This is a genomic window from Microbispora sp. CSR-4, from assembly GCF_008033685.1.
Lineage (GTDB): Bacteria > Actinomycetota > Actinomycetes > Streptosporangiales > Streptosporangiaceae > Microbispora.
The window spans coordinates 1-2,791 of record NZ_VJVX01000142.1 but is presented as its reverse complement, the minus strand read 5'-3'; the positions used below and the strand labels follow the sequence as shown (position 1 = coordinate 2,791).

The 2,791-nt window shown below is 57.3% G+C and carries 3 protein-coding genes; 1 reads left to right on the top strand and 2 read right to left on the bottom strand.

Translation table 11 applies throughout. The features are described 5' to 3' along the window. The first annotated feature begins 230 nt into the window (after positions 1-230). The gene (locus tag FLV34_RS41045) at positions 231-1,007 is read left to right on the top strand and encodes a transposase family protein (protein ID WP_187280873.1); all 777 of its coding nucleotides are present in this window, start codon (positions 231-233) and stop codon (positions 1,005-1,007) included. Here FLV34_RS41045 and FLV34_RS38985 read toward each other — a convergent pair. After that, a complete protein-coding gene (locus FLV34_RS38985; RefSeq protein ID WP_142652095.1) occupies positions 997-1,638 on the bottom strand; it encodes a VanZ family protein in 642 nt (213 codons plus the stop codon). The genes FLV34_RS41045 and FLV34_RS38985 overlap by 11 nt on opposite strands. 168 nt (positions 1,639-1,806) lie before the next feature. Then, positions 1,807-2,214, bottom strand: a complete 408-nt coding sequence (locus FLV34_RS38980) for a hypothetical protein (RefSeq protein WP_142652097.1) — start codon at positions 2,212-2,214, stop codon at positions 1,807-1,809. Positions 2,215-2,791: the final 577 nt, after the last annotated feature.

The window sequence follows — 2,791 nt, the reverse complement described above, 5'->3', positions numbered from 1 at the left end:
TGCGATGTAGCCCGAGCAAGACCGGCCACCTGGTCAAAGCCATCGCGGTCCTTCAGAACCATCGGGTAGCACACGCCTCCCGAGGATGAAATTGGCTCAGTAGGGCTTTCCTCGGCATGGACGACCAGGCCCGGGTAGACACGCGGACAAATCTCGGACGCCAAAAACAGACGTGGAGCCTCCGGTAGAAGGGGTCTCACCACAAGATCCTCATACCGAGAAGGCTCCACGTGATCGCCTATCCTGCCACGCTCGACGTCCCCCGTGAACTGCTCGGCTACGTCGGCCGCCTGCTCTACCGGGAGCGCCGCCGCCGCGGCACACCGAAGAACTCCCGGCGCCTGACCTGCTTCCATCAAGCCCTGTTCGCCCTGGCCTGGTTCCGCTCCAAGCCCAACATCCGCCTGCACGGCATCGCATTCGGGCTATCCCAGGCCACCGCCTACCGCTACCTGCACGAGGCCATCGACGTCCTATCCACCCAGGCCCCCGACCTCCACCAAGCACTGGACCGCGCCGTCGCCGCCGGCGTCCCCCACCTCATCCTCGACGGCAAGATCTTCAACACCGATCGGTGCCGCATCAAGACCACCAGCGTGAAAGGCGAAACCATCGACGCCTGGTTCTCCGGCAAAACCAGCGACTTCGGGGAAAACGTCCGAGCACTGTGCGAACCCGACGGTTTCCCCATCCGGACCAGCCACGTCGAACCCGGCGGAGCCGCCGACATCGAAGCCGCCCGCCGCCACGTCCTGCCCGCCGTCCACCGCTACGCCACGACCATGCCCGTCATAGCCGGCCCCGGCTACCAAGGCGCAGGTGCTCGTACACTTCGAACACCGCCGGATCAGCTGAATTCAATGAGAAAACGTCAATGCAGCCGGGGCATTGCGCGTGTGGCGTGTTTTGCAACAGGACGCAAAGATGGTGACCCCCTAATGCGAACGAGTCTAGAGACGATGTGCTGCAGTGGCCACACCCACAGCGGCGCTCTATCTATTTTATGATCTTGGCGTTAGGCTGGGTGCTGCCGGACGATGAAGGCGAGGTCGAGGCGCGATGACCCTTCGAGAGACCAGAATCTTCGACATCTCCCATCCCGGAAGATCGCACCACCGGAATCAGCGCTAGATATGCACCATAGCCTATTATTCCACCCAAGGTATTCAAGAGAATGTCGTCAATATCGAAGATCTTATAGGTATAACCGATCGCGCGAGATACGGCAAATTGTGTTAGCTCTATACCCAGGGAAACGATAAGTGCGATAAGCATCAGGCGGCGGATACTTCTAACTTTCCACACCGTGGGCACTAGATAGCCAAGCGGTAGCAAAAGCAGGACATTGCCAACAATTTGCCTCGCTGCTACTTCCGAACTTTCGCGCCCTATTAGCTGAATGAGCCCCTGGATGGGTATCAGGTTATTTTGGGGCGAGTCACTCAGCCGGAGATCATGTAGCAGCGCCGGTTGAAATGGCAACGGAAACAGCGTCACATTCAGTGCTAGGAGTGAATATCCTACCAGCGCGATGGCTCCGAGCAGTCGCAGCTTTGATGGATGGATCTTTGCATTCCAGACTACAAGGAAAACGACAAGTATTGGGATTGCGAAAAGAAGAACGGTTCCCCTAAGCATCTTTCCTCCTGGATACCAACCCTTGTGATGGCTGGCATGGTTGGCATGTTCAGGTGCCGCCGACTGCCGGCGCTGCCTGTGACCAGAAGCACCCGGCCAACAGGGGCCGAACCCGTAAGGTCAGGTAACGGGTCCGGCCCACTTGCGGCGCGACTGCGGTGAATGCTGCTAGCTGGCAGACATTACGACATTACTGCTCGACAGCGTGCGCCCATCAAAGGTCTTTTGGTAGTAAAAGTAATAGTCTCCGGAGCCGACTCCCGTCCAGGTCTTGTTCACCGATCCGCCGTAGACGAAAGTCTGCCGGCCGATGTAGTCATCCGATATAAGGTTGTCTCTGTAAAGCGCCACGTACGGATTGGCTACACCGTTTTGAGGACCGTCGGCGGAACTGCTAAAGGTGATCTTCACGTTTGATCCATTGTAGTAGCGGGTCGGCCCGGTCAGTGTCGTGTCGAAGCTGAAGTATGACGGGTAAGATGCGCACGTGCCGGAGCAGGACGCGTATGCGACTGCCGGAATTGCGAGAGTGGCTACCGAAACAGCCAGCGCCGCCGCGACTTTCATTACCTTCATGAGATTTCCTTTCGTAATGATGTTGGATGATCTTACTCGAACTGTAAATCGTCGGACAAATCTGGGCAATGTGAAAAAAATCACACCAAATCAAGGTGCAATATCGGGCCAGCCGAAATTTGGATGCTCGACCGAAATAATCCTGATATCTCCGTAGGCAGTGGCGGTCAGACAGGGGGTCGGAGAGTTTCATCGGCTGCAGTGGACTGCCTGGTGCTCGCGCTGGCGTGAGTGATGGCTTCGACTGGGGCCCAAGTTATGGTGTGACCTGGAATGATGTTTTCGGACGTTTTTCCTGATAATCCGGAAACTGGCCGTGCCGGATAGACCGATAGTGAAGCTTTGTGCGGCTCTTATTGGTTTGTCCTGGCGTGGCTCGGGCGGGATAATCGGGAGGGTCGCGATTGGTTTTGCAGGGCCTTATCCCTGTAGTGCTTGTGTGACCGTGGGTGCGGGCAGTGGGGTCGCGCGTTGCGGCCTGGCCGCGTCCATGATCGTGGTGTATGAGAAGACCACTCGTAATCCGGCGAACTTCTAAGCCGTAATCGCCTCGATATTCACTTTAGCATCATTTGTC

What these genes read in the sequence shown, in the direction of transcription:
- FLV34_RS38985 (WP_142652095.1), bottom strand. Translation starts at nt 1,638, where the DNA reads ATGCTTAGGGGAACCGTTCTTCTTTTCGCAATCCCAATACTTGTCGTT.
- FLV34_RS38980 (WP_142652097.1), bottom strand. Translation starts at nt 2,214, where the DNA reads ATGAAGGTAATGAAAGTCGCGGCGGCGCTGGCTGTTTCGGTAGCCACT.